The following is a 23,247-nucleotide window of genomic DNA, read 5'->3' as shown; positions in this document are numbered from 1 at the left end:
CAAACAGCGGTCAGGCTCAGCGCTTGGCGGTTTCGCCAGCGACTACAGCTTCCTTTTTGTCGGCCATCAGCGAGGCGTAGTACTTCTCGCCCTTGGCCGCGTCGTACATGCCTTCCCAACGGGCGATGACCAGTGCCGCCAGGGCGTTGCCCACCACGTTCAGCGCGGTACGGGCCATGTCCATGATGCGGTCGACACCGGCGATGAAGGCCAGGCCTTCCAGCGGGATGCCCACGCTGCCCAGGGTAGCCAGCAGGACCACGAACGATACCCCCGGCACGCCAGCGATGCCTTTGGAAGTGACCATCAGGGTCAGCACCAGCAGCAGCTGCTGGCTCCACGACAGGTCGATACCATACAGCTGGGCGATGAAGATGGCCGCGATGCTCTGGTACAGGGTCGAACCGTCAAGGTTGAAGGAGTAGCCGGTCGGTACCACGAACGAGCAGATCGACTTCGGCGCGCCGTACTTTTCCATTTTCTCGATCACGCGCGGCAGAACGGTTTCGGAGCTGGAGGTGGAGTACGCCAGAATCAGCTCATCTTTCATGATGCGCATGATCTTGATCACCGAGAAGCCGAACACGCGGGCCACCAGGCCCAGCACCATGAAGGCGAAGAAGGCGATGGCGAAGTACACCAGCAGCACCAGCTTGGCCAGCGGCAGCAGCGAGCTGAAGCCGAAGTTGGCCACGGTCACGGCGATCAGGGCGAACACGCCGATCGGGGCGTAGTTCATGATCATGTGGGTGACCTTGAACATGGTTTCCGAGACGGCCTGGAAGGTGCGTACCAGTGGGTCGCGCAGTTCTGCCTGCAGGCTCGACAGGCCCAGGCCGAACATTACCGAGAAGAAGATGATCGGCAGCATTTCGCCACGCATCAGCGCTGCGAAGATATTCGACGGGATCAGATTCAGCAGGGTTTCGATGAACGCGTGCTCATGCTGCACCTCAGCCGCAGTGGCCTGGTACTTGGAGATGTCCACGGTACCCAGGGTGCTCATGTCGATACCGGCACCCGGGTGGAACAGGTTGGCCAGCACCAGGCCCACGACGATGGCGATGGTGGTCACCACTTCGAAGTAGATGATGGTCTTCAGGCCGATGCTGCCCAGTTTCTTCGCATCGCCTACCCCGGCGATACCCACGATCAGCGACGAAATCACGATCGGGACGACGATCATCTTGATCAGGCGAATGAAGATGTCACCAGCAGGCTGAAGGACGTTGCTGATCCACCATGCCTTTTCTGCACTGAAATGATTCAGTAGCGCGCCGATTGCAACACCCAGCACCAGACCGATAACGATCTGCCAGGCGAGGCTCAGTTTTGCCTTCTTCATGTCTTTACCCTTTGTTCTAGTGGTCATGGCACCTGGCGGATGCACACGTAACAAAGCCATTGGCAAGGTCACGTACAGCAGAAGATTCCGTCCGGCGACTTCATGTAAGGACACCGCAGGCGAGCGACAGGGCGCTCTGGCCAGCGAAAAAGGCGGCAACTATTGCGACGGCAAGGGGCGAAAGCTAATGCCGGAAACGCATACCCCATACCGTTTATGCATATCGATTTGCACGAAAAGAGGGCGTTCGCAAGTGCTTGATTTATAACGTTCGGAATCCCGAACAAGACCAAACCGCCAGATTTCGGCAGATTTGACGGTACACAAAGGGCGAAGAAGATGGCTTGTTCGACAATCCGAATGGCGTAAATGCCACTTGTAGAAGCAGCCAGGAGGTCGAAAAAAATTTGATGTACGGTCGAGACAAAATGTGTCTCAGGGGAAAAAACGCGCAAGGAAAGCGACGTTTCCTACAGGGCTCCTCGGAAGTCAGGTCTGCCAAGGTATCCCTGTGACACCGCAGACCTGATACTTCCGATTCCGCCTTTCCTGACCCGGCCCATTGCTGGAGGTACTCCCTGTACCCCTAGGCCACTCCGATCCTGTAGCAATCAGAACAGCCCGACCCCTTGGTCATGTGCTGCCCCTCCTCGGGGCGGCGCATCATAGAAGGCTGAACTATAGAAAGGTTCAGCTTCTATTACGTGACAGTCGGTGACCTTTCATCCGTACCCGCAATAAATGCTCAATACCAGTTCGGGTCACGCTTGAGCTGCTCCCGAAGCATCGCCTTCATGCCGTCGTCGGGTTCGCCCAGCCAACGGTACTGCGCATGGCGAGTAGGCGACTTGTCGCTCGGTAATCCTTCAGGTACCTCCACGAGCATCCCGTAGGCATCATCCTTGTCCCAGCTGAAGGCAACGATCAGGCGCTTGTAGGTGCACTTATCCTGGGCCTCGCACAGGGGGCCGACCAAGTACTTGTCGCCATCTTCGCTAACCGCGGACATCTGCTCCTGGGCACTGCCGGTCAGATTGACCACCCAATCGGGCAGGCGTTCCTCGCCCTTGATCGTGTCTTGCCAGGTTTCCCGGTACTCCGGGTCCGAGCCGAGCAACTGGTCGACCCGGACCTGGCCGTCATTGGCCGCCATCGCCGCCGCACTGCCACCCATCAGCAGGGCGGCAGCCAGGGCTGTTGAAAGCATCCTGCCCATCTTCAACCTCGTCCACGTCCAAAGAAGAAGGAGGCTACGAACAGCACCAGGAAGACAATAAACAGGATCTTCGCGATACCCGTCGCAGCGCCGGCGATACCACCGAAGCCCAGTACGGCAGCGACAATGGCGATGATGAGGAAAGTGATAGCCCAACTCAGCATGGTGGTTCTCCTTTCTTTTTCAGAATCGGTCCGGCCGGCAGGTCAGAAGACCCAACGGTCCTGTGGTACGACATTTTCCAAGGTGGCCGGGGAGGCAGTCGCCTGGCCAGCTGGCAGCGGGTCAGCGGCCTTGACCAGGGTATGAGCACGGGTTGCCTGAATCTGCGTCAACAGTGCAGTCTGCGCTGCTACCTGCTCAGCCAGGCGCGCGGTCTGCCAGCTGTAGTAAAAGAGGCCAGCGGCCAAGGTCAGCAGCAGCGCCATGCTGAGTGTCAGCATCTGGCGCAGGGGCAGTGCAGCGATCTGCGAGCGGTTGACGGATTGGCGGTTCATGCCGGCTCCTCCTGCTGTAATTTTTGTTCAAACCTGAACAGGTAATTGCAGCCTGCATGCCAGCCTTGCCAATTAAATAAAATCCTTATAGATCAATGACTTAACTAGATAGCGCATGGACCCCTAGCTCGTATCCTGCACGATGGCGCCTGTGGGGTCGTGCGAATTGCACGATCAGCCTTCCACCTTGGTCGCCACCTTGAGCAAGTCGGCATCCACGCCGCGTACACCGATGATCTGCCGGGCGATCTCCACGGCGATGGTTTTCTGCTCAGCGCTGACTACCTCGCCCGACAGCCGCACCATCCCCGCTTCGCTGGCCACTTTCAGGTTCAGGCCATCGAGATTGCGGCTGAAGCGGTAGCTATTCTGGATCTTGTCGATGATCCAGCTGTCACTCGGCTGCGGCCCGGTTGGCGCGCCCACTGGCATTTCCCGCGCCTTGGCCATGGCCGCGGTATCCAGGCTGACCAGGTTGTTGACCAGGTGTACGCCGTCGGTGGTACGCGCCACCACGCCTGCCAGCTCCTTGGCTTCGGCACTGTCGACCCTGCCGCGCAACGTCACCACGCCGTCACTGCTTTGTACTTCTATAGGGGCCTTTTCGGTGGTGCGGCTCCACAACAGCCGGGCACGGATCACCGCCGCCAGGGTGGCGTCCTCCAGGCGCTGGGCGTAGGCACGTAGCTCAAGCGGGCGCTCAACCAGTTGGGCATTGAGCTGGAGGTGGTTCTCCACCTGTTCGATGCCCCGGGTGGCCCGGGCCACATCTTCAGCCAGCTGCCGCTCGACCTCGTTCTCCACCTCACCTGAGAGCCGCGCCTGCTTTCCGTCCACTTCTACCTTGATACGAAATGGGTTGAGCATGCGGTTCAATGACAGCGCGGTTTGCAGGGCGCCTTCCAGGCGCGCGTCCTGCACAGGGTCGGCGAAGGCCGGTGTAAATATTGGCAGCAGGGTGGCTGCCAAAACAGCTGTACGCAGGTAAAAGGGCATGGCAGTGCCTCCTTCGTAGGCAAAATCTGAAAATCATCGCAACCAATGTGCCACCGCGTGCCTCTAACCAAATCATTGGAATATCGCGGTCTGCAGGCATCGTTTGGCCATTGGCTAGCATGCAAAGGACAGAATCCTTCAGAATTGACCATGCAACTTGCCCGATTTTTCCCACACTAAATAAAGATCTATCCCTAAGGAGCACAGGAAATGGAATCAGCCCAGGACAACCAAGGCCGCATTCTGCTGGTGGATGACGAGTCCGCGATCCTGCGCACCTTCCGCTATTGCCTGGAAGACGAGGGCTACAGCGTGGCCACGGCCAACAGCGCCGCCCAGGCCGAAACCTTGCTGCAGCGCCAGGTGTTCGACCTGTGCTTCCTCGATTTGCGCCTGGGCGAGGACAACGGCCTAGACGTACTGGCGCAGATGCGCATCCAGGCACCCTGGATGCGCGTGGTGATTGTCACCGCGCACTCGGCGATCGACACAGCGGTGGACGCCATCCAGGCCGGCGCCGCCGACTACCTGGTCAAGCCCTGCAGCCCCGACCAGCTGCGCCTGGCCACCGCCAAGCAGCTGGAGGTGCGCCACCTTTCCGCGCGCCTGGAGGCACTGGAAGGTGAAGTACGCAAACCCAAGGACGGCCTCGACTCGCACACCCCGGCCATGATGGCGGTGCTGGAAACCGCCCGCCAGGTCGCCACCACCGACGCCAACATCCTCATCCTGGGCGAGTCCGGCACCGGTAAAGGCGAGCTGGCCCGGGCAATCCATGGCTGGAGCAAGCGTGCACGCAAAGCCTGCGTGACCATCAACTGCCCGTCGCTGAACGCCGAGCTGATGGAAAGCGAACTGTTCGGCCACACCCGCGGCGCCTTCACCGGCGCCAGCGAAAGTACCCTTGGACGGGTCAGCCAGGCCGACGGGGGCACGCTTTTTCTTGACGAGATCGGCGATTTTCCGCTGGCCTTGCAGCCCAAGTTGCTGCGGTTCATTCAGGACAAGGAATACGAGCGCGTCGGTGACCCGGTTACCCGGCGCGCCGATGTACGCATTCTGGCAGCCACCAACCTCAACCTCGAAGAGATGGTGCGCGAAAGCCGCTTCCGCGAAGACCTGCTGTACCGCCTCAATGTCATTACCTTGCACTTGCCGCCCCTGCGCGAGCGCAGCGAGGACATCCTGACCCTGGCTGACCGCTTCCTCGCCCGCTTCGTCAAGGAATACTCCCGCCCCGCCCGGGGCTTCAGCGACGAAGCACGCTCGGCCCTGCTCAACTACCGCTGGCCCGGCAACATTCGCGAACTGCGTAACGTGGTAGAGCGGGCCAGCATCATCTGCCCGCAGGAGCGTGTGGAAATCAGCCACCTGGGCATGGGCGAACAGCCTGCCGGCAATGCCCCGCGCGTGGGTGCAGCACTAAGCCTGGATGAGCTGGAGCGCGCCCATATCGGCGCCGTGCTGGCGGCCAGCGACACCCTCGACCAAGCCGCCAAGACCTTGGGCATCGATGCCTCCACCCTGTACCGCAAACGCAAGCAGTACAACCTATGAAGTGGCCACCCATGAAGCTGCGCACGCGGCTTTTCCTCAGCATCTCGGCGCTCGTGACCGTGGCATTGCTTGGGTTGTTGTTGGGCCTGGTCAGTGTGCTGCAGATGGCCACGGTGCAGCAGCAGCTGGTGCGCGAGACCACCCATGCCTTGGAAGTGGGGCTGAAGTTGCGCCAGAACCTGGGTGAACAGCTGACCCTGATTCTTGATGAAGACACCGCCCCGGAAAGCCTGCGGCTGTTGCAGGAAAACTTCCAGGCCCTGCTAAACCAAGGGCTGGAGCAAGGCGGTGAGCGCACCGGTTTCAGCAAGGCCAGCAGCAATTACCAGACGTTCCTCCAGGCCTATCGCGACAGCGCCGCACCCGCTCGCAGCATGGGTGTGGATCAACCGCTGGGGGCCGCGTTCAACCAGGTGCGCAGCGACCTGATCGATTCCCACAGGCAGGCATTGGACCTGATCACCCGTAGCGAGGAACGCACCCGGGACCGCGCCTTGCTGGTCAGTGGTGTGCTTGGCCTGATGGGCCTGGTGGTGCTGGTACTGGGCTTTATTACCGCGCACAACATCGCCCGGCGGTTCGGCCAGCCGATCGAAGCCTTGGCCATCGCGGCCGACCAACTGGGCAAAGGTAATTTCGACGTCACCCTGCCAGTCACCCAGGCCACCGAGCTGAACCAGCTGACCCGCCGCTTCGGCCTCATGGCCGATGCCTTGCGCAAGCATCAGGCCACCAACGTCGACGAGCTGCTGGCCGGCCAGCAGCGGCTGCAGGCCGTGCTCGACAGCATCGACGACGGCCTGCTGATCATCGACCGCCAAGGCCGCCTGGAGCACCTCAACCCGGTGGCGCAACGCCAACTGGGCTGGAACCACAGCCGCGTGGGCAGCAGCCTGGCCGAGGCCCTGCAGCGCCCGGAACTGGAGCAGCAGCTGCGCCAGGTGCTGCGCGGCGGCAGCCTGGACCGGCCGCCGGACGACTTGAACATGGAGGTCGATGAAGAAGCGCGCCTGCTCACCTACAGCCTGACCCCGGTCAGCCACCCGCAGGGCCCGATCCTTGGCGCGGTGATGGTGCTGCACGATGTGACCGAGCAGCGGGCATTCGAACGCGTGCGCAGCGAGTTCGTGCTACGTGCCTCCCACGAGCTACGCACCCCGGTCACCGGCATGCACATGGCCTTCGGCCTGTTGCGCGAGCGGGTCAAGTTCCCTGCCGAGGCGCGCGAAAACGACCTGCTGGAAACCATCGGCGAAGAAATGCAGCGCCTGACCCAGCTGATCAACGACCTGCTCAACTTCTCCCGCTACCAGAGCGGGCTGCAGAAACTCGATCTCGCCCCCTGCGCCCTGGACGAACTGCTGGAGCGGGCGCAACTGCGTTTCGCCGAGCAGGCGGCACACAAGCAGATCGAGTTGACCAAGGAGCTGGAACCGCCGCTGCCGCGCCTGCGGGCTGATGCTGCCCAGCTGGACCGGGTGCTGGACAACCTGCTGCACAACGCCATCCGCCATACCGCCAACGGCGGGCGTATCCGTTTGCATGCAAGACGGCATGCGGAGCGGGTGATCATCAGTGTCGAGGACAATGGCGAGGGCATTGCCTACGGGCAGCAGGGGCGCATCTTCGAGCCCTTCGTGCAGGTAGGCCGCAAGAAAGGGGGCGCAGGGCTGGGGCTGGCGTTGTGCAAAGAAATCGTGCAGCTGCATGGCGGGCGGATGGGCGTGTTTTCCCGGCCGGGGCAGGGGACCCAGTTCTATATGGCGCTGCCGGTTTGACAGTCGCCTGCACCGGCCTCACCGCCGGGCAGGATTACTCAGTGCTCTGCGCGTCGTGGTAGCTGCCCGCGGGTTACCAGCTCGGCAAACTGCCTGGCGTTCAGCGGCCGGGCAAACAGCCAGCCCTGGCCGTAATTGACCCCTTCACTGTTCAGCAGCACCGCCTGGTCCTCACACTCTATGCCCTCTGCTATCACCCGCAGGTGAAGGTCATGGGCCATGCGGATGATATGCGGAGCAACGCCACTGCTGGCGGCATCGTGGCCAAGCGCGTCGATGAACGCCTTGTCGATCTTCAGGCAGTCCACGGGTAGGGTCTGCAGGTAGGCCAGGCTGCAATAGCCTGTACCAAAGTCGTCGATGAGCACCTGATGCCCCGAAGCGCGCAGCGATTGCAGGTTGTCACGGGCCACCACCACATCCACCAGGCCTCGCTCGGTGACCTCGAAGGCAATCTGGCTGGGCGCCACCCGATGCAAGGCCAGCAGGCGGGCCGCCACCCGGCCGATCCGCGGCACCATCACATCGCAAGCGGCCAGGTTCACCGATATGTACAGTTTAGGGTGCGAGCGCAGCAACTGGCCCAGCTGTTCGAGCACGCGCTGCAGGACAAAGTCGGTGATCTGGCGAATCTGCCCGGTGTTTTCCGCCAGCGGGATGAACAAGTCCGGGCTGGTCAGGGTGCCGTCCGGGCGCCGCCAGCGCACCAGCGCTTCGGCACCCACGCAGCGTCGGCTGTCGAGTTCGAAGATCGGCTGGTACAGCACCTGCAGCTCCCCGCGGCGCAAGGCATGCTGCAACTCCGAGCTCATCGACCGCCGCTGCAGGATCAATTGCAGCACCAGCCAACCAATGCAGCACGCCGCCAACACACTGCCGGGGAACAGCAGCCAGAGCATGCCGTTCATCCTCAATGGCAGGCTGGCCCGCGGGGCAATCAGCACCAGTTGGTAATCCGGCGACTTGGTCGGCATGCGGTAGATCAGGCGGTCGCTGAGTTCAAGTAGCGACTTGTGGCTTGTCGACCAGGCCGAGGGCGGCGGCCACACTTGTGGCGGCCCCAGCACGGGGATGGCGCGGGCACCGTTATCCAGCACCACCACCAGGCTGCCGCCCGGAGGCAGATCGACCACATCGGTCAGGTGCCCGCGCGAGGTGGAGACCACGAACTGGCCCCGGCCTAGCATGAGCGCAGCCAGGTTCTCGTTCGGTTCGGTGGTGGTGTTCAACCAGTAGCTGTAGGTCGGCCCCTGGATATCCGGTGCCCGCAAAGGTTCGAACGCCCGCTCATCACCACGGTTGGAGCAGGCGATATCACCATCCACGTAAGCCGCTTCATAAATGAACCGCGAACTCAGCCCCACCTGCTGCAAGGCCGCCAGCATCGCTGGGCTGCAGCCACGCAAGGGCTGTGCCTGCAACAGGTCTACCCCTTCACGCAGCTGGCCAAACACTTGTTCGAGGCGGTCGAGAAAACGCTCACCCTGGGCGTTCATCTGTTCGCTCTCGCTTTGCTTCATTTGTTGCAGGGCAATACCGATGCTGGCAGAGAGCAACAGGGCCGCGCTGGCCAGCGCTGCCAACGTGGCCAGCATCCAGGGACGGTAAAAAATTTGGCGCAGCAGGGTGATGATGGCTGACATCAAAGGCATCCAGTTGATAATTAAGGTATAGCAACTGGATCGAGAATCACCCTCACCGTCTGGCACTTCGCTGCACGCCACACTGTTTTTTGTGGGAGCGACTGCCGTATTAAAATCCAAAGGTTTGCGCGATCACTGTGGGAGCGGGCGTGTCGGAGCGCCGAACCGCCGCGAACACCGGCGTAGCCGGTGCCATACCGCGCGTCGCATTCTTCGCGGGCACGCCCGCTCCCAAAGGGTGGATGCGCCAGCCTGAGTGATGGTGCAAAACGGTTGGGCCTACAGGGCTCAACGCATGCGGTTGAGCACCTGCAGCATCGCCGCCGTCTGCGCATCGGGCATGCCGTCGAAGCGCTGCGGGCGGAAGCGCATCTGGAACGCAGTGATCACATGGCGGGTGGCAACATCCAGCACCCCGGTCTGCTCGATTTGATAGCCAAACCGCGCCAGTTCCTGTTGGTACCAACCAACGCTCGGCGGGTTGACGCTGAAGTAGGCCTGCTGCCGTGCCACTGCGTTGGCATCTGGCCAGATACCCAGCCCGGCATCGGCCAGGCGCTTCCACGGGAACAGCGGCCCCGGGTCCAGCTTGCGTGATGGAGCGATATCACTGTGACCAATGATGTGCCGCGGTTCGATGTTGTTGCGCTTTACGATGTCCTTGAGCAGCGCAATCAGCGAGTGGACCTGCGCTTCGCTGTAAGGGTGCCAGACCCGGCCATTGGGTGTGTCGGTGAACCCAGGGTTGACGATCTCGATGCCAATGGACGAGGAGTTCAGCCAGGTGCGCCCCTGCCACTGGCTGTCGCCGGCATGCCAGGCACGGCGGTTTTCATCCACCAGTTGATACACCGTCGCAGGGCCGTCGCCGATCAGGTAATGGCTGCTGACCTCACCATGGGTGAGCAACGCGAGCGAGCGCTCCAGCGAAGCATTGGTGTAATGCAGGACAACGAACTGGATGCGGTTGTCCTGGTTGGCCGAGGGATGGCTGCGGTCGATGCGCAGGCCCGTCGAGCAACCGGCGACAGATAACAGCAAAAAGGAAATCAGCGTTTTTTTCAGCGTGGAAAGCACGTCAGTGGCCTCAGCGAATGAGCGCTACAGTATAACGTGCTCCCCATGGCCGCGCTTGCCGTGGGTCTGTGTTTGCAGGCTAGTTCTGCTCGACGCGGTTGCGCCCCAGCTCCTTGGCCCGGTACAGCGCCGCATCGGCGCGCTTGAGCACCTGGTCGCCGCGCTCGCCGGAGCGGAACGCACCCAGGCCAATGGAGGTGGTGATCACCACCCGCTCGCCCTTGAAGTGGAACGGGCAGGCTTCCACCGTGGCCCGCATTGTTTCCGCCACTTGAGCAGCAGCGGCCGGCGATGTCTGCGGCAGCAGCAGGACGAATTCCTCGCCACCGAAGCGGGCGATGAAGTCACGGCCACGCAAGCGCTTGCGCAACTGGTCGGCGACAATCTTCAGTACTTTGTCCCCGGCCAGATGCCCATAACTGTCGTTGATGCGCTTGAAATGATCCAGGTCGAGGATCGCCATGGCCAGATGGCCGCCATTCTCCTGCCATTCGATTATTTCGCGCTCGACCCGCTCGCTCCAGGCCGCACGGTTGGGCAGGCCGGTGAGGGGGTCGAGCAGGGCTTTCTGGCGTTGCTCTTCCAGGTGCTCGCGGTAACCGAGCGCCTCGTGCTCCATGTTCGCCACTCGCTCGGACAAGCCTTGCAGGCGCCCCGCCAGCTCTTGCTCGCGGCGGTCCCGCTCGTGCTTGTGCTCGTCCATGGTGACCAGCAGGCCTTCCAGGCGGTTGTCCAGGATGTGCTTGAGGCTATCGACGTCGGCGGCGCCCTGCACACTGTTTTGCAACCCATCGACATGCTCACGCAACTGGGTATCCAGCTCGCGAGCGGCAGAGCTGTTGTCCGCATGGCCTGCGCTGGCCTCGTGCAGGTGGCTCTGGAAGCCTTCGAGGCGCTCATTGAGTTGCTGCAGGTAGGTTTCGAACTCGTGCTGGCCACTGTCGGTGATCGCCAGCATGAGCACGGCGAGGTCATCCAGCACCGGGATCAGCTCGTACCAGTTCAGGCCCCGGGCAACGCGCTCGCGCATTTCCAGCGCCTGGGCCTTGTGCCGCTCGGGCAGGCTCAGGTCATCGAGCAGGCCGATCAGGGTCTTCTCGATGTGCGCAGCAACCTGGCTGTAGGGCGGCTCTACCGCGTAGGGCAGCGCATAGGGGCCGTCTTCGCCAAAGGTTTCTTCAAGTGTTTGTGCCGGTTGTTCTTCTGCCAAGGGTTCGCTGAAGGCCGCTCCCGGCTCGGGCGCTTCTTCCTGTGGCAGTGGCTGGGCTGCCGGGGTTTCAATTGTTTCGATCAACGCCGGGCCGGATATCTCCAGCTCAGGTTCGGGCGCTACCGTCGCTTCGGCGGTATAGGCTGAGAGCGGTTGCAGCGCATCCACATCGTCTGGCTGGGGGGCTTCGATACTGTGCTGTGCAGCCGGGGGCGCCTCAGCAGCAGGCACCGCTGCCGGCGCGGGCGCGGGCTCGCCTTGTGGCTCATCCTCGCGGCTACCGAACAGGCGTTGCAAAAAGCCGGGCCGGGTTTCGTCCCCCGGTTTGCCGAGGGCCGACAGTGCAAGGCCCTGCAAGCCGCTCAGCTCGCCCAGCAGCGGCGGCAGGTCGCGGGACTGGGCAACGCCACCATCGAGTTTTTTGGCCAGCTTTTTCAACGGCCGCGAGATATCGCTGGGCAGCGGCAAACCTTGCAGTTGGCCGACCAGCGCGGTCAGCGCATCGCTGACCTGGTTCATGCGGGTTTCCCGGCGCTGCTCGGAGTCCAGCACCGCTTTTTCAAGGCGCGGAATCAACCCGGCGAGGCCGGCGTCCATGTTGTCGCTGCGGATAACCTCGCGCATTTCCTTCATGCACGCGTCCACCACCTTGTCACTGCCTTCGGCAGCCAGGGTGCTGCGCACCAGACCACGACGCAGCAGGTCGAGACGGGCGTCCCAGCGGCGTTCGAGCTTTTCTTGCTGCTCGATGCTTTTAAGGTATTTTTCTTTCCAGCGCTCAGCGTCTTCAGTCATGCCCGGGTCCGCAAACGGTGATGGCAATTAGCTCAAGACCGGCAGCGTATCCACAGTCAATGCATCAGGCAATCGAATCTCGACAGCGACGGGAAGGTGGTCGGAAATTGGCCGCGCCAACACCTCGACACGCTCAAGCGTGAGGCTTGGGCTGAGCAGGATATGGTCCAGGCAACGCTGGGGGCGCCAGCTGGGGAAAGTCGCCTCGACTTGCGGGGCGATCAGGCCCAGGTCGCGCAGCGGCGAGTGCTCCAGCAGGTCGGTGGCATGGGTGTTCATGTCGCCCATCAGCACCTGGTGACGGTAACCGCCAATCAGCTCGCGGATGTAGCCCAGTTGCAGGGCGCGGGTCTTGGCGCCAAGCGCCAGGTGCATCATCACCACGATCAGCGCATCTTCGCCTTCGCCAAAACGCACCAGGATCGCCCCACGGCCGGCCGGGCCAGGCAATGGGTGGTCTTCGAGCGCTTGCGGCTTCAGGCGGCTGAGCACGCCATTGCTGTGCTGGGCGAAACGCCCGAGGTTGCGGTTGAGTTGCTGGTACCAGTAGGGGAAGGCCCCCAGGTGAGCCAGGTGCTCGACCTGGTTTACATAGCCTGAGCGCAGGCTGCCCCCGTCGGCCTCCTGCAAGGCCACCAGGTCGAAGTCGCCCAGCAAATCACCGATTTTCTGCAGGTTGCCGGCACGCCCGTTGTGCGGCAGCAAGTGCTGCCAGCTGCGAGTCAGGTAATGCCGGTAGCGCTCGGTGCTGATGCCAACCTGAATGTTGAAGCTGAGCAGCCGCAGTCGACCATCCTCGGGCAGGCCAGAAGCCTGCAGGTGATGCTCGTTGACCTGCGGCTGGGGCAGGCCAATGCCACGCGTGGTTCTGAAGCGGGGCATGGGTTACGCCGCCTACTTGGCGGCGCGCTCCTTGGCGATCAGCTGATCGGCGACGTTCAGTACGCCTTCCGGCCCGCCAGCGGTACCCAGGTCGAAGCGGTACTTGCCGTTGACGACCAAGCTCGGTACGCCGGTGATTTCGTACTTCTTCGCCAGTTCCTTGGCCTTCTGAACCTGGCCTTTGATGGCGAAGGAGTTGAAGGTGGCGAGGAACTTGTCCTTGTCGACGCCTTGAGTGGCGAGGAAGTCGGCCATGTCGTCCGGCTTGGTCAGCTGCTTGCGCTGGTTCTGGATAGCATCGAAGACTGCGGCGTGCACCTTTTGCTCGACGCCCATGGCTTCGAGGGTCAGGAACATCTGGCCGTGTGCGTCCCATGGGCCACCGAACATGGCAGGAACACGTTTGAAGTTGACGTCAGCCGGCAGCTTTTCAGCCCACGGGTTGATGGTCGGCTCGAAGTGGTAACAGTGTGGGCAGCCGTACCAGAACAGCTCGACCACTTCGATCTTGCCAGGCACGGAAACTGGAACAGGGTTGCTCAGCTCGAGGTATTCCTTGCCAGCAACAGGCTCGGCGGCCTGGACGGCAGTCATACCAAATACGCTGGCAGCGACCAGCGCGGCGCTGAGAATCAGTTTACGCATGCTTTACTCCTGAGCAGTCATAGGTCGCCACGACCCTACCTGCACTGAGACAGGCCGGGAAGGGATCGAGTTCTGTAGTGTAACGGCTGCGGACTGAAAAAAGGGCGGCCCGGCCGCCCTTTCATCATTGGCCTACAACATTAACTGAAGGTTAATGCAGGCCCTGGATGTAGCTGGCCAACGCCTCGATGTCGTGGTTGCTCAGCTTGCCGGCAATGGTGCGCATGGTCATGGCATCACCATCGTTGGTGCGGTTGCCTTCGCGGAAGTCCGTGAGCTGCTTGGTCACGTACTGCGAGTGCTGGCCGCTCAGGTGCGGGAAGCCGGCCAAAGCAATACCTGCGCCGTTGGGGGAGTGGCAACCGGTGCAGGCAGGCATGCCTTTCTCCAGGTCGCCGCCATTGAACAGCGAACGGCCACGTTCGACCAGCTTGGGATCGGCGGCACCCACGCTGCCTTTCTGGCTGGAGAAGTAGGCGGCGATATCGGCCAGGTCCTGGTCGCTGAACGCGGTCAGCATGCCGGTCATCTCCAGCACGGTACGCTTGCCCGACTTGATATCGTGCAGTTGTTTTTCGAGGTAACGCTGGCCCTGGCCGGCCAGTTTCGGGAAGTTTGGTGCCAGGCTATTGCCGTCGGGGTTGTGGCAGGCGCCACACACGGCCGTCTTGGCCTGACCGGCGGCGGCATCGCCCTTGACAGTTTGCGCAGCAGTGGCCGCACCTGCGACACCCAGGGTCAACAGCAGACTCACGACTAGTTTGTTCATCAGCTAATCCAACACGGCTAAGGGTGAAATGTTATGTATCGGGACTGCCGCTCATCCAAAGGATGACCAAACGGTAGTCCTCGGCACTGCAGTCCATGCACAATCCACGCGGCGGCATAGCCTTGAAACCCTGGGTCACGTGCTTCACCAGTACATCCATGCCTTGCGCCAGCCTTGGCTCCCATGCTGCCCGGTCACCTTGTCTGGGTGCCTGTGGCAACTGCCCGGTGTGACAGGCCGCACACGTGCGGTTGTACAACACCTCGGGATCCTGTGTAGCCTGTGCGCTGAAAACCGGCAGGAACATACCGACAGCAAGCAGCCATTTCGCCATGCGGAACGACCTTCAGGGTTGGGGGCCGCGCTGCGTTCTGATGCGCGAGCTATTGTTCGACACCCCATGCCCGTTCCCCTTCGCTGGGAGAATGAGCACACAAAAACTGGGGCATTATATACTTCCGCCATCCAAACGGAAACGACACCGCTTGCCAGGCTCGGGCCTTCAGAGTCAGGCAACACCCACATCGGATATCCCATGCAAGTCAAGAACCCCATCCTCGGCCTCTGCCAGAAAGCCACATTCGCCCTCAGCGCTGCCAAGGTCGAACAATGTCCGGAAGACCAGGGTTACGAGGTGGCTTTTGCCGGCCGCTCCAACGCCGGCAAATCCAGCGCCCTCAACACCCTGACCCATGCCAGCCTGGCGCGTACCTCGAAAACCCCGGGGCGCACTCAGCTGTTGAATTTCTTCAGTCTGGACGATGAACGGCGTTTGGTCGACCTGCCGGGCTACGGTTATGCGAAAGTGCCGATCCCGCTCAAGCAGCACTGGCAGAAACACCTGGAAGCCTACCTGGGCAGCCGTGAGTGCCTGCGCGGCGTGATCCTGATGATGGACGTGCGCCACCCGATGACCGACTTCGACAAGATGATGCTCGACTGGGCCAAGGCCAGCCGCATGCCCATGCACATCCTGCTGACCAAGGCCGACAAGCTGACCCACGGCGCGGGCAAGAACACCTTGCTGAAAGTGCAGTCGGAAATCCGCAAGGGCTGGGGTGATGGCGTGACCATCCAGCTGTTCTCGGCACCCAAGCGCCTGGGCGTGGAAGACGCCTACCGCGTGCTGGCGGGCTGGATGGAACTGGAAGACAAGCCAGTGGCCTGAGGGCCTGGGCAGATCGCTGTAGGAGCAGCCTTGTGCTGCGAAGAGGCGATGACAGGCTGTAGAAATCTGTTGTCCATACCGGCCCTTTCGCAGCACGAGGCTACTCCTACAATGGGGAGCAGCAGCGGCTGCCTGTCAAAGTGCGGGCAAAAAAAACCCCGGACTTCGTATGGGGAGGGGGAAGTTCGGGGTCCAAGTCCGGACCGCTAGGGCGGGGTCCAGATATCTGCCAACACTTAACACAACATAGGAGCATCGAAGGGCTTCACCAGCCATTCAGTTACTCTGAGTTCCGCTTCACCGGTTTAGTTCCGAAGCCCTGAAAACTATTTGCGATAGTTTCATGAAACTTCAGCACCAACGGCACTGAGCAGTGTCAGGATCCGCGTCACTACGTCGCAGATCCTACACAGCTTTCCCCGCTCAATCAGTGAGCTTCGTCCCAATTCGCACCGATTCCTGCTTCCACCAGCAGCGGCACATCCAGCTGCGCGGCCTGGCTCATGTACTGGCGAATTTCATCTTTCACCTGCTGAACCAGGTCCTCACGCACCTCCAGCACCAGTTCGTCGTGAACCTGCAGGATCACCCGGGCATCCAGCCCGCTCTCGCTCAGCCAGTTATCCACATTGACCATGGCCCGCTTGATGATGTCGGCTGCGGTGCCCTGCATCGGCGCGTTGATCGCCGTACGCTCGGCGCCTTTGCGCAGGGCCGGGTTCTTGGCGTTGATGTCTGGCAGGTACAGGCGGCGGCCGAACAGGGTTTCGACAAAGCCTTGCTCGGCGGCCTGCGCACGGGTGCGCTCCATGTAGGCCAGCACGCCCGGGTAGCGGGCGAAGTAACGGTCGATGTAGTCCTGCGACTGCTTGCGGTCGACGCCGATCTGCTTGGCCAGGCCAAAAGCGCTCATCCCGTAGATCAGGCCGAAGTTGATGGCTTTGGCCTTGCGGCGCTGGTCGGTGGTGACGTCTTCCAGGGCAACACCAAACACTTCCGCCGCCGTTGCCCGGTGCACGTCGAGGTCGTTGCGGAAGGCGTGCAGCAGGCCTTCGTCCTTGGCCAGGTGGGCCATGATGCGCAGCTCGATCTGCGAGTAGTCCGCCGCCAGCAGTTTGTAGCCCGGGCTGGCAATGAACGCCTGGCGGATACGCCGGCCCTCGGCGGTACGGATCGGGATGTTCTGCAGGTTCGGGTCGCTCGACGACAACCGGCCGGTGGCTGCCACTGCCTGCTGATAGGAGGTGTGGATTCGCCCGGTGCGCGGGTTGATCTGGCCCGGCAGCTTGTCGGTGTAGGTGCTCTTGAGCTTGCTCAGGCTGCGGTACTGCATCAGTACCTCAGGCAGTGGGTAGCCGAGCAAGGCCAGTTCATCGAGTACGGCTTCGGCGGTGGATGGCTGGCCCTTGGCGGTCTTGCTCAGCACCGGCATGCCCAGCTTGTCGTAAAGGATCGAACCCAGCTGCTTGGGCGAGCCGAGGTTGAATTCTTCACCGGCCAGCTCGTAGGCCCGCAGTTCCAGCTCGGCCATCTTCACGCCCAGCTCACCGCTCTGTACGTGCAGCAGGGCGGCATCGACCAGCGCACCCTGGCGCTCGATCTTGGCCAGCACCGGCACCAGCGGCATTTCGATTTCCATCAGCACCGGCAGCACGCCCGGCGTCTGCGCCAGGCGCGCCTGCAGCGCCTGGTGCAAGCGCAGTGTGATGTCGGCGTCTTCGGCAGCGTAAGGGCCGGCCTTGTCCAGGTGGATCTGGTTGAAGGTCAGTTGCTTGGCGCCTTTGCCGGCGATGTCCTCGAAGGCAATGGTGGTGTGGTCGAGGTACTTTTGCGCCAGGCTGTCCATGTCGTGACGGGTAGCGGTGGAATTCAGCACGTACGACTCGAGCATGGTGTCGTAGGCCACGCCGCGCATTTCGATGGCGGGCGAACCGTTGGCGAGGATATTGATGTCGTACTTGGCGTTCTGCCCGACCTTGGCCTTGGCCGGGTCTTCCAGCAGTGGTTTCAGTGCCAGCAATACAGCCTCGCGGTCCAACTGGGCCGGCGCACCTTCATAGTCGTGCGCCAACGGCACATAAGCCGCCTCATGGGGCGCGACAGCGAAAGACAGGCCAACCAGCCGCGCCTTCTGGGCATCCAGGCCGGTTGTTTCGGTATCAAAGGCGAACAGCGGCGCCTGGCGCAGCTTTTCCAGCCATGCGTCGAAACGGGCCTGGTCCAGAATGGTTTCGTACTGCGGCTCGACCTTGGCCGTCGGCTCTGCGACCGGCGCAACCTCAGTACCAGCCCTTGCCGCGTCGCGCTGCACCTCGGCAACCCAGCTCTTGAACTCCATCTCGGTGTACAGCGCCAACAGCGCATCGCGGTCGGGCTCGCCACACACCAGTCCCTCGACCTCGACATCCAGCGGCACATCGACCTTGATGGTGGCCAGTTCGTAGGACAGGAACGCCGCATCGCGGTGCTCCTCCAGCTTGGCCGGCAGGGTCTTGGCGCCGCGAATGGCCAGCGCGGGCACCTTGTCCAGGTTGGCGTAAAGGTCGCTGAGGCCACCGCCGATACCGGTCAGCAGGCCCACCGCGGTTTTTTCGCCAACGCCGGGTACGCCTGGGATGTTGTCGACCTTGTCACCCATCAGTGCCAGGAAGTCGATGATATGTTCCGGGCCGACGCCAAATTTCTCGTGCACGCCAGCCACGTCCAGCACGCTACCGGTCATGGTGTTGACCAGGGTAATGTGCCCGTCCACCAGTTGGGCCATGTCCTTGTCGCCCGTCGAGATGATCACCGGGCGGCCCTGGGCGGCGCTGCTGCGCGCCAGGGTGCCGATCACGTCGTCGGCTTCGACACCCTCAACGCACAGCAGCGGGTAGCCAAGTGCCCTCACGCTGGCATGCAGCGGCTCGACCTGCACCCGCAGGTCGTCAGGCATGCTCGGGCGGTTGGCCTTGTACTCGGCAAACATGGCATCGCGGAAGGTGCCGCCCTTGGCGTCGAACACCACCGCGAAGAGGCTGTCGGGGTACTGTTTTCGCAGGCTCTTGAGCATGTTCAACACACCCTTCACCGCACCGGTCGGCATGCCCTTGGACGTGGTCAGCGGCGGCAGCGCGTGAAAGGCGCGGTACAGGTAGGAGGAACCGTCCACCAGGACGAGGGGGGCTTGGCTCATGAGCAGAATCAACCTTTTCGACGGGTCCGGCGCTAGAATAGCCAGAATCATTGACGACAAAGGGACTAGGTTATCATGCGTACACTCAATCGCCTGTTACTGCTCGGCCTGTTGGCAACCACGCCAGTCGTCACCCTGGCGGCGGACGACGCCCCCTCGGCCGATCCCGAGGTGACCATTCGCACGGAAGGCGACAAAACCATCCAGGAGTACCGGCAGAACGGCTTCCTGTATGCGATCAAGATCACGCCGAAAAACGGCAAGCCTTATTTTCTGGTACGCGCTGATGGCACTGATGCCAATTTCATTCGATCCGACCAGCCGGACATGCTGATTCCGTCCTGGAAGATCTTCGAGTGGTAATCTGACGCGCACCGTTCACATCAACCCGGCACTTCCCGGCGGAAGTGCCCGTATGGGCATTTTTTCATCATGTCAGTCTTCACCCCCGTGACCCGGCCTGAGCTGGAAACCTTTCTGGCGCCGTACGAGCTGGGCCGTCTGCTCGACTTCCAGGGCATTGCCGCCGGCACCGAGAACAGCAATTTCTTCGTCAGCCTCGAACAGGGGGAGTTCGTCCTGACGCTGATCGAGCGCGGGCCCAGCGAGGACATGCCGTTCTTCATCGAACTGCTCGACACCCTGCACGACGCCGACATGCCGGTGCCCTATGCCATTCGTGACCGCGACGGCAATGGCCTGCGCGAGTTGTGCGGCAAGCCGGCACTGCTGCAGCCACGGCTGTCGGGCAAGCACATCAAGGCGCCGAACAACCAGCACTGCGCCCAGGTCGGCGAGCTGCTGGCACACATTCACCTGGCCACCCGCGAGCACATCATCGAGCGCCGCACCGACCGTGGCCTGGACTGGATGCTGGCCTCGGGTGCCGAGTTGTTGCCGCGCCTGACTGCCGAACAGGCCGCACTGCTGCAGCCGGCGCTGGATGAAATCACCGCGCACAAGGCGCAGATTCTGGCGTTGCCACGGGCCAACCTGCATGCCGACCTGTTCCGCGACAACGTGATGTTCGAAGGCACCCACCTGACCGGTGTGATCGACTTCTACAACGCCTGCTCCGGGCCGATGCTGTATGACATCGCCATCACCGTGAACGACTGGTGCCTGGATGAGAAGGGCGCGGTGGATGTACCGCGTGCCCAGGCATTGCTGGCAGCCTATGCGGCGCTGCGGCCGTTCACTGCCGCCGAAGCCGAGCTGTGGCCGGAAATGTTGCGGGTAGGCTGCGTGCGCTTCTGGCTGTCGCGCCTGATCGCGGCCGAATCGTTTGCCGGGATGGATGTGATGATTCACGACCCGGGCGAGTTCGAAGTGCGCCTGGCACAGCGCCAGCAAGTGGCCTTGCACCTGCCGTTCGCCCTCTAGACCCCGTCTGCTTCTTCGCGGGCATGCCCGCGAAGGGGCCGGTGCAGGCTTACAGCTGTTCCAGGCACCCCGCCAGCTCACCACCCAGCTTCTCCAGCAAGCGCTCGTAACCCTTGCCATCCACCGGATCGGTGCCGCCCAGTGCATCCAGCTCGGCCAGGCGCACCGGCAGCCCGGCAGTCAGGGTCTCGGCCAGGCGCGGTCGCAGTGGCGGCTCGCTGAACACGCACGTCTTGCCCACTTCCTGCAGGCGCTTGCGCATGGCTGCCACATGTTGCGCACCAGGCTGCACCTCGGACGCCACGCTGAACACGCCGGTGTGCTTCAAGCCATATTCAGCCTCGAAGTAATCGAACGCTTCGTGAAACACGAAGTACGGCCTGTCGGCAATACCGTGCACCCGCGCCTTGATACGCCCATCCAGTGCATCCAGCCGCTCATCGAAGGCCTTCAGGTTGCTCTGGTAGCGAGCTGCGTTAGCGGGGTCGACCTGTGCCAGATCAGCCGCCATTCTGGCCGCGATTACCCGCGCGTTGACCGACGATAACCACAAATGTGCATCCAGGCTGCCTGGACGGTGATCGTGGTCATGGTCGTCGTGGTCTTCTTCCTCATGGGAATGGCTGTCCTCGCCAAAATGGCGCAGCTTCATGCCCGTCAGCGACTGCACGGCCACCGTCGGCTTGCTACGGCTGCCCAGCACCCGCGGCAGGAAGCTCTCCATGTCCGGGCCGATCCAGTACAGCAGGTCGGCATCGCCTACGCGGCGCACATCGGACGGGCGCAAGGCATAGTGGTGCGGCGAAGCACCTGGCGGCAGCATTACGTCAGGGCTGCCAACGCCATCCTGCACGGCAGCGGCAATCTGCTGCAAGGGCTTGATACTGGTGAGCACACGCACATCGGCCTGGGCGGAAAATGCGATGAAAGCGACAAACAGAGCTAGGAATCGGGACACGGTGGATACTCGAGTCGTCAGAAACAGGTAACATAATAACGTCTCCATCCAGAACCGTCGCTGCCCATGTCCATCACGCCGCTGGCCAACCGTCCTCACGATCATTCCCATTGCGTACATAGCGCACTGGCTGAAGCTGACGCCTTGTGCACCCGCCAGGGCCTGCGCCTGACCGCGCTGCGCCGCCGTGTGCTGGAGCTGGTGTGGCAAAGCCACAAGCCGCTGGGCGCCTACGACATCCTCGCCGTGCTCAGCGAGCAGGACGGCCGCCGCGCCGCGCCGCCCACGGTGTACCGCGCGCTGGACTTCCTGCTGGAAAACGGCCTGGTGCACCGCATCGCCTCGCTCAACGCCTTCATCGGCTGCAGCCACCCCGAACACGTGCACCAAGGCCAGTTCCTGATTTGCCGGGCCTGCCATGTGGCCATCGAGCTGGAGCAGAGCAGCATCAGCGAGGCCATCATCAGCAGCGCCAAAGGCGTCGGCTTCACGGTGGAGACCCAAACCGTCGAAGTGGTCGGCCTGTGCGGCAGCTGCCGGAGCGCGGCATGAGCGACGCCCTGATCCGCCTTGAGCAGGTCGGCGTCACCTTTGGCGGCGAGGCGGTGCTCGACAGCATCGACCTGTCGGTCGCTCCAGGCCAGATCGTCACCCTGATCGGCCCCAACGGGGCGGGCAAGACAACCTTGGTGCGCGCCGTACTCGGGCTGCTCAAGCCACACCGCGGCAAGGTATGGCGCAAGCCGAAGCTGCGCATTGGCTACATGCCGCAAAAGATTCAGGTCGATGCCACGCTGCCGCTGTCGGTGCTGCGCTTCCTGCGCCTGGTGCCCGGCGTAGACCGCGCCGCAGCCTTGTCGGCGCTGCAGGAAGTGGGCGCCGAACAGGTCATCGACAGCCCGATCCAGACCATTTCCGGCGGCGAGATGCAACGCGTGCTGCTGGCCCGCGCCCTTCTGCGCGAACCCCAGTTGCTGGTGCTCGACGAGCCGGTGCAGGGTGTGGACGTGGTCGGCCAGACCGAGCTGTACAACCTCATCACCCGCCTGCGCGACCGCCATGGCTGCGGCGTGCTGATGGTGTCCCACGACCTGCACCTGGTGATGAGCGCCACCGACCAGGTGGTGTGCCTGAACCGTCACGTGTGCTGCTCGGGCCACCCCGAGCAAGTCAGCGGCGACCCGGCGTTCGTCGAACTGTTCGGCCAGACCGCACCTAGCCTGGCCATCTACCACCACCACCACGACCACAGCCACGACCTGCACGGCTCGGTGGTCGCACCTGGCACCCATGTTCACGGAGAGCACTGCAAGCATGGCTGATTTTCTTCTCTACGCCTTGCTTGCCGGCTTGTCCCTGGCGCTGGTCGCCGGCCCGCTGGGTTCCTTCGTGGTATGGCGGCGCATGGCCTATTTTGGCGACACCCTGTCCCATGCCGCTTTGCTCGGTGTGGCCATGGGCTTTGCCCTGGACGTCAGCCCGGCACTGGCAGTGACCATCGGCTGCCTGCTGCTGGCGATTTTGCTGGTGACCTTGCAGCAACGCCAACCGCTGGCGTCCGATACCCTGCTCGGCATCCTCGCCCCCAGCACCCTGTCGCTTGGCCTGGTGGTACTGAGCTTCATGCACGATGTGCGCATCGACCTGATGGCCTACCTGTTCGGTGACCTGCTGGCCATCAGCACCACCGACCTGGCCTGGATCCTCGGCGGCAGTGCGCTGGTGCTGGTGCTGCTTGCCGCGCTGTGGCGGCCGCTGCTGGCAGTCACCGTGCACGAAGAACTGGCCACGGTCGAAGGCCTGCCCGTTGCCGGCCTGCGCCTGGCACTGATGCTGCTGATTGCGGTGGTGATTGCGGTGGCCATGAAGATCGTCGGTGTGCTGCTGATCACCTCGCTGCTGATCATCCCCGCGGCTGCGGCGCAGCGTCACGCCCGCTCCCCCGAGCAGATGGCCGTGGGCGCCAGCCTGCTGGGCGTGACTGCGGTCTGCTGTGGCCTGGCCATGTCGTGGTTCAAGGATACCCCCGCCGGCCCGTCGATCGTGGTCTGCGCGGCGGTGCTATTCTTGCTGAGCCTGGCCCTGCCAAAACGCTGAACAGCAGGGCGTGTGAAGGCACGCCTTGCAACCTTTTGCCGGGTAAAGGGTCTGTA

The 23,247-nt window shown here is 62.6% G+C and carries 22 protein-coding genes; 8 read left to right on the top strand and 14 right to left on the bottom strand.

Features of this window, described 5'->3' with window-relative positions; all coding sequences use genetic code 11:
- Window positions 1–16 precede the first annotated feature (16 nt).
- The 5 genes from gltP to MRBLPB4O_RS00440 form a co-directional block, all read right to left on the bottom strand.
- A complete protein-coding gene (gene gltP, locus MRBLPB4O_RS00460; RefSeq protein ID WP_016497431.1) occupies window positions 17–1,345 on the bottom strand; it encodes a glutamate/aspartate:proton symporter GltP in 1,329 nt (442 codons plus the stop codon).
- A 745-nt stretch (window positions 1,346–2,090) separates the two neighbouring features.
- The gene (locus MRBLPB4O_RS00455; protein ID WP_341797227.1) at window positions 2,091–2,561 is read right to left on the bottom strand and encodes an inhibitor of vertebrate lysozyme family protein; all 471 of its coding nucleotides are present in this window, start codon (window positions 2,559–2,561) and stop codon (window positions 2,091–2,093) included.
- A 2-nt stretch (window positions 2,562–2,563) separates the two neighbouring features.
- Entirely contained in the window at window positions 2,564–2,725 is a 162-nt protein-coding gene (locus MRBLPB4O_RS00450) for a DUF1328 domain-containing protein (protein ID WP_003252966.1), read from the bottom strand.
- Between the two features lie 42 nt (window positions 2,726–2,767).
- Window positions 2,768–3,058, bottom strand: a complete 291-nt coding sequence (locus MRBLPB4O_RS00445) for a hypothetical protein (RefSeq protein WP_341797226.1) — start codon at window positions 3,056–3,058, stop codon at window positions 2,768–2,770.
- Window positions 3,059–3,232: 174 nt separating this feature from the next.
- Entirely contained in the window at window positions 3,233–4,054 is an 822-nt protein-coding gene (locus MRBLPB4O_RS00440; RefSeq protein WP_341797225.1) for a BON domain-containing protein, read from the bottom strand.
- Between the two features lie 210 nt (window positions 4,055–4,264).
- Here MRBLPB4O_RS00440 and algB point away from each other — a divergent pair, with 210 nt between their 5' ends.
- Window positions 4,265–5,611 carry a sigma-54-dependent response regulator transcription factor AlgB gene (gene algB / locus MRBLPB4O_RS00435; protein ID WP_341797224.1) on the top strand — a complete coding sequence of 449 codons (1,347 nt, stop codon included), beginning with the start codon at window positions 4,265–4,267 and terminating at the stop codon, window positions 5,609–5,611.
- Window positions 5,608–7,389 carry a KinB sensor domain-containing domain gene (locus MRBLPB4O_RS00430; RefSeq protein ID WP_016497426.1) on the top strand — a complete coding sequence of 594 codons (1,782 nt, stop codon included), beginning with the start codon at window positions 5,608–5,610 and terminating at the stop codon, window positions 7,387–7,389. Before algB ends, MRBLPB4O_RS00430 begins: the two co-directional genes overlap by 4 nt.
- Before the next feature lie 38 nt (window positions 7,390–7,427).
- Here MRBLPB4O_RS00430 and MRBLPB4O_RS00425 read toward each other — a convergent pair whose 3' ends face one another.
- The 7 genes from MRBLPB4O_RS00425 to MRBLPB4O_RS00395 all read right to left on the bottom strand — a co-directional run bounded on the left by MRBLPB4O_RS00425 (window position 7,428) and on the right by MRBLPB4O_RS00395 (window position 14,744).
- The gene (locus MRBLPB4O_RS00425) at window positions 7,428–9,032 is read right to left on the bottom strand and encodes an EAL domain-containing protein (RefSeq protein WP_016497425.1); all 1,605 of its coding nucleotides are present in this window, start codon (window positions 9,030–9,032) and stop codon (window positions 7,428–7,430) included.
- A gap of 288 nt (window positions 9,033–9,320) precedes the next feature.
- Window positions 9,321–10,109, bottom strand: coding sequence for an N-acetylmuramoyl-L-alanine amidase (locus tag MRBLPB4O_RS00420; protein WP_341797223.1), 789 nt, complete (start codon window positions 10,107–10,109; stop codon window positions 9,321–9,323).
- 79 nt (window positions 10,110–10,188) lie between these two features.
- Entirely contained in the window at window positions 10,189–12,114 is a 1,926-nt protein-coding gene (locus MRBLPB4O_RS00415; protein WP_341797222.1) for a diguanylate cyclase, read from the bottom strand.
- A 27-nt stretch (window positions 12,115–12,141) separates the two neighbouring features.
- Window positions 12,142–12,996, bottom strand: a complete 855-nt coding sequence (locus MRBLPB4O_RS00410) for an endonuclease/exonuclease/phosphatase family protein (RefSeq protein WP_258654476.1) — start codon at window positions 12,994–12,996, stop codon at window positions 12,142–12,144.
- 12 nt (window positions 12,997–13,008) lie between these two features.
- On the bottom strand, window positions 13,009–13,641 hold the full coding sequence (dsbA, locus tag MRBLPB4O_RS00405) for a thiol:disulfide interchange protein DsbA (protein WP_063424554.1): 633 nt from the start codon (window positions 13,639–13,641) through the stop codon (window positions 13,009–13,011).
- A gap of 151 nt (window positions 13,642–13,792) precedes the next feature.
- Window positions 13,793–14,410 (bottom strand): c-type cytochrome, encoded by a 618-nt coding sequence (locus tag MRBLPB4O_RS00400; protein ID WP_016497420.1) that lies wholly within the window; start codon window positions 14,408–14,410, stop codon window positions 13,793–13,795.
- A 31-nt stretch (window positions 14,411–14,441) separates the two neighbouring features.
- Entirely contained in the window at window positions 14,442–14,744 is a 303-nt protein-coding gene (locus tag MRBLPB4O_RS00395; protein ID WP_016484276.1) for a c-type cytochrome, read from the bottom strand.
- 201 nt (window positions 14,745–14,945) lie between these two features.
- Here MRBLPB4O_RS00395 and yihA point away from each other — a divergent pair, with 201 nt between their 5' ends.
- Window positions 14,946–15,578, top strand: coding sequence for a ribosome biogenesis GTP-binding protein YihA/YsxC (yihA, locus tag MRBLPB4O_RS00390; RefSeq protein WP_016497419.1), 633 nt, complete (start codon window positions 14,946–14,948; stop codon window positions 15,576–15,578).
- A 427-nt stretch (window positions 15,579–16,005) separates the two neighbouring features.
- Here yihA and polA read toward each other — a convergent pair whose 3' ends face one another.
- A complete protein-coding gene (polA, locus tag MRBLPB4O_RS00385) occupies window positions 16,006–18,753 on the bottom strand; it encodes a DNA polymerase I (RefSeq protein ID WP_341797221.1) in 2,748 nt (915 codons plus the stop codon).
- A gap of 75 nt (window positions 18,754–18,828) precedes the next feature.
- On the opposite strand from polA, the gene MRBLPB4O_RS00380 reads away from it, so the two are divergent.
- On the top strand, window positions 18,829–19,116 hold the full coding sequence (locus MRBLPB4O_RS00380; protein ID WP_003252997.1) for a DUF2782 domain-containing protein: 288 nt from the start codon (window positions 18,829–18,831) through the stop codon (window positions 19,114–19,116).
- Window positions 19,117–19,185: 69 nt separating this feature from the next.
- Window positions 19,186–20,136 carry a homoserine kinase gene (locus MRBLPB4O_RS00375; protein WP_341797220.1) on the top strand — a complete coding sequence of 317 codons (951 nt, stop codon included), beginning with the start codon at window positions 19,186–19,188 and terminating at the stop codon, window positions 20,134–20,136.
- 49 nt (window positions 20,137–20,185) lie between these two features.
- On the opposite strand, the gene MRBLPB4O_RS00370 is transcribed toward MRBLPB4O_RS00375, so the two are convergent.
- Complete coding sequence (locus MRBLPB4O_RS00370) at window positions 20,186–21,142, bottom strand: zinc ABC transporter substrate-binding protein (RefSeq protein ID WP_341797219.1); 957 nt, start codon at window positions 21,140–21,142, stop codon at window positions 20,186–20,188.
- A gap of 18 nt (window positions 21,143–21,160) precedes the next feature.
- On the opposite strand from MRBLPB4O_RS00370, the gene zur reads away from it, so the two are divergent.
- The 3 genes from zur to znuB are packed head-to-tail and all read left to right on the top strand — an operon-like array spanning window position 21,161 to window position 23,191.
- Entirely contained in the window at window positions 21,161–21,646 is a 486-nt protein-coding gene (gene zur, locus MRBLPB4O_RS00365) for a zinc uptake transcriptional repressor Zur (RefSeq protein WP_241800268.1), read from the top strand.
- Window positions 21,643–22,416: a zinc ABC transporter ATP-binding protein ZnuC gene (gene znuC / locus MRBLPB4O_RS00360; RefSeq protein WP_012269923.1), complete on the top strand. Its 774-nt coding sequence runs from the start codon at window positions 21,643–21,645 to the stop codon at window positions 22,414–22,416. The genes zur and znuC overlap by 4 nt, the downstream gene beginning before the upstream one ends.
- On the top strand, window positions 22,409–23,191 hold the full coding sequence (znuB, locus tag MRBLPB4O_RS00355; RefSeq protein WP_016497414.1) for a zinc ABC transporter permease subunit ZnuB: 783 nt from the start codon (window positions 22,409–22,411) through the stop codon (window positions 23,189–23,191). The genes znuC and znuB overlap by 8 nt, the downstream gene beginning before the upstream one ends.
- Window positions 23,192–23,247: the final 56 nt, after the last annotated feature.

This window comes from Pseudomonas sp. LPB4.O, from assembly GCF_038383825.1.
In the GTDB taxonomy this organism is placed as follows: Bacteria; Pseudomonadota; Gammaproteobacteria; order Pseudomonadales; family Pseudomonadaceae; genus Aquipseudomonas; species Aquipseudomonas putida.
This window is presented reverse-complemented; position numbering and strand designations above follow the sequence as displayed.

What these genes read in the sequence shown, in the direction of transcription:
- gltP (WP_016497431.1), bottom strand. Translation starts at nt 1,345, where the DNA reads ATGAAGAAGGCAAAACTGAGCCTCGCCTGGCAGATCGTTATCGGTCTG.
- MRBLPB4O_RS00455 (WP_341797227.1), bottom strand. Translation starts at nt 2,561, where the DNA reads ATGGGCAGGATGCTTTCAACAGCCCTGGCTGCCGCCCTGCTGATGGGT.
- MRBLPB4O_RS00450 (WP_003252966.1), bottom strand. Translation starts at nt 2,725, where the DNA reads ATGCTGAGTTGGGCTATCACTTTCCTCATCATCGCCATTGTCGCTGCC.
- MRBLPB4O_RS00445 (WP_341797226.1), bottom strand. Translation starts at nt 3,058, where the DNA reads ATGAACCGCCAATCCGTCAACCGCTCGCAGATCGCTGCACTGCCCCTG.
- MRBLPB4O_RS00440 (WP_341797225.1), bottom strand. Translation starts at nt 4,054, where the DNA reads ATGCCCTTTTACCTGCGTACAGCTGTTTTGGCAGCCACCCTGCTGCCA.
- algB (WP_341797224.1), top strand. Translation starts at nt 4,265, where the DNA reads ATGGAATCAGCCCAGGACAACCAAGGCCGCATTCTGCTGGTGGATGAC.
- MRBLPB4O_RS00430 (WP_016497426.1), top strand. Translation starts at nt 5,608, where the DNA reads ATGAAGTGGCCACCCATGAAGCTGCGCACGCGGCTTTTCCTCAGCATC.
- MRBLPB4O_RS00425 (WP_016497425.1), bottom strand. Translation starts at nt 9,032, where the DNA reads ATGTCAGCCATCATCACCCTGCTGCGCCAAATTTTTTACCGTCCCTGG.
- MRBLPB4O_RS00415 (WP_341797222.1), bottom strand. Translation starts at nt 12,114, where the DNA reads ATGACTGAAGACGCTGAGCGCTGGAAAGAAAAATACCTTAAAAGCATC.
- MRBLPB4O_RS00410 (WP_258654476.1), bottom strand. Translation starts at nt 12,996, where the DNA reads ATGCCCCGCTTCAGAACCACGCGTGGCATTGGCCTGCCCCAGCCGCAG.
- dsbA (WP_063424554.1), bottom strand. Translation starts at nt 13,641, where the DNA reads ATGCGTAAACTGATTCTCAGCGCCGCGCTGGTCGCTGCCAGCGTATTT.
- MRBLPB4O_RS00400 (WP_016497420.1), bottom strand. Translation starts at nt 14,410, where the DNA reads ATGAACAAACTAGTCGTGAGTCTGCTGTTGACCCTGGGTGTCGCAGGT.
- MRBLPB4O_RS00395 (WP_016484276.1), bottom strand. Translation starts at nt 14,744, where the DNA reads ATGGCGAAATGGCTGCTTGCTGTCGGTATGTTCCTGCCGGTTTTCAGC.
- yihA (WP_016497419.1), top strand. Translation starts at nt 14,946, where the DNA reads ATGCAAGTCAAGAACCCCATCCTCGGCCTCTGCCAGAAAGCCACATTC.
- polA (WP_341797221.1), bottom strand. Translation starts at nt 18,753, where the DNA reads ATGAGCCAAGCCCCCCTCGTCCTGGTGGACGGTTCCTCCTACCTGTAC.
- MRBLPB4O_RS00380 (WP_003252997.1), top strand. Translation starts at nt 18,829, where the DNA reads ATGCGTACACTCAATCGCCTGTTACTGCTCGGCCTGTTGGCAACCACG.
- MRBLPB4O_RS00375 (WP_341797220.1), top strand. Translation starts at nt 19,186, where the DNA reads ATGTCAGTCTTCACCCCCGTGACCCGGCCTGAGCTGGAAACCTTTCTG.
- MRBLPB4O_RS00370 (WP_341797219.1), bottom strand. Translation starts at nt 21,142, where the DNA reads ATGGAGACGTTATTATGTTACCTGTTTCTGACGACTCGAGTATCCACC.
- zur (WP_241800268.1), top strand. Translation starts at nt 21,161, where the DNA reads ATGTCCATCACGCCGCTGGCCAACCGTCCTCACGATCATTCCCATTGC.
- znuC (WP_012269923.1), top strand. Translation starts at nt 21,643, where the DNA reads ATGAGCGACGCCCTGATCCGCCTTGAGCAGGTCGGCGTCACCTTTGGC.
- znuB (WP_016497414.1), top strand. Translation starts at nt 22,409, where the DNA reads ATGGCTGATTTTCTTCTCTACGCCTTGCTTGCCGGCTTGTCCCTGGCG.